Genomic DNA, 1,536 nt, shown 5'->3' with positions numbered 1-1,536 from the left:
GGGGTGAGGTCAGGCGTGGGGTTCGTGGTGGCGGGGCGAGTATGCCTGGGCGACGAGCGTCCGGAGGGCCTCGAGGCTGCCGTGGGCGAGGCCCTGCGCCCGCGCCTGGATCAGCACGTTCCCGATCGCGGTCGCCTCGACGGGTCCCGCGAGCACGGGCAGGCCGGTGAGGTTCGCCGTCAGCTGGCAGAGCAGCTCGTTCTGCGAGCCGCCGCCGACGATGTGCACCGTGCGGATGCTCGTGCCCGAGAGTTCGCTCGCCGCGCGCAGGGTGCTGGCGTACTTCGTTGCGAGGCTCTCGATGATGCTGCGCACGAGGTCGACGGGGGTCGCCGGCACCGCGAGTCCGTGTGCGGCACAGTGCTCGCGGATCCGCGCGGGCATGTCCCCCGGCGCGAGGAAGGCCGGGTCATCGACGTCGAAGACCGTGACCGGCCCGGTCACCTGCGCAGCCTGGGCGAGCAGGAACGGCAGCTCGAACGCGACGCCCTCGAGGTCCCAGCTGCGCATCGACTCGCTCAGCAGCCAGAGTCCCATCACGTTGCGCAGGTAGCGCACCCGCCCGTCGACGCCGCCCTCGTTGGTGAAGTTCGCGGCCCGGCTTTCCTCGGTAAGCACCGGGGAATTCAGCTCGACGCCGACGAGCGACCAGGTCCCCGACGAGATGTATGCGGCGTTCTCGTCCCGCATCGGCACGGCGACGACAGCGGATGCCGTGTCGTGCGACCCGACGGCGACGAGATCCAGTCGCGAGACGGCTCCGATTTCGTGAGCCACCTCCGGCAGCAGAGACCCGATCCGGGACCCCGGATCGACCAGCCGCGGGAAGATCGAGCGCGGCAGGCCGAGGCGTGCGATGAGCGCATCGTCCCACTCCCCGTGACCGGAACCGTGGCCGTGCCCGTGCCCTGTCAACACCGTGAGCAGCCCGGTCGTCGACGCGTTGGTGCGCTCGGCGACGCGCTCCCCGGTCAGCCAGAAGCCGAGCAGGTCGGGAATCAGCAGCATCGTGTCCGCGCCGTCGAGGCCGCCGGCCTGCCGTTCGGCGGCCAGCTGGTACAGCGTGTTGAACGGCAGGAACTGGAGCCCGTTTCCGGCGTAGAGCTCGGCGTGCGGCACCAGGGCGTGGGTCGACTCGACTCCCGCAGCGGTGCGCTCGTCCCGGTAGTGGAACGGGTTGCCGAGCATCCGCTGCCCGGAAAGGAGCGCATAGTCGACCGCCCAGGAGTCCACGGCGGCGCTCCGCAGCCCGGGTTCCTCCCGCACGGCGGAGTGCAGGCCGGCGAGGACGTTGCGGTAGAGGTCGAGGATGTCCCAGTGCAGCCCGTCGATCGTGCGCACCGGCAGGTTCGGGAACCGGGCGACCGGCCGGAGTCGCAGCTCGTTGTGGCCGACGTGCCCGAGCATGACCCGCCCGCTCGACGCGCCGAGGTCGATCGCGGCGACGGTCCCCGCGCTGCTCACCACGACGGCACCCCCGCGAGAGTCGCCGTTCCGGTCGAGAGCGCCCGGTAGAACGGCAACTCTCGACCGGAA

1 protein-coding gene is annotated in these 1,536 nt (G+C 71.3%); it reads right to left on the bottom strand.

Going from position 1 to position 1,536, the window contains the following annotated elements:
- Positions 1 to 9: 9 nt before the first annotated feature.
- Entirely contained in the window at positions 10 to 1,407 is a 1,398-nt protein-coding gene (locus tag QN357_RS18890) for a rhamnulokinase family protein (protein ID WP_323505387.1), read from the bottom strand.
- Between the last annotated feature and the right edge of the window lie 129 nt (positions 1,408 to 1,536).

The sequence above is a fragment of the Cryobacterium sp. RTC2.1 genome (assembly GCF_035018685.1).
Lineage (GTDB): Bacteria > Actinomycetota > Actinomycetes > Actinomycetales > Microbacteriaceae > Cryobacterium > Cryobacterium glucosi.
This window is presented reverse-complemented; position numbering and strand designations above follow the sequence as displayed.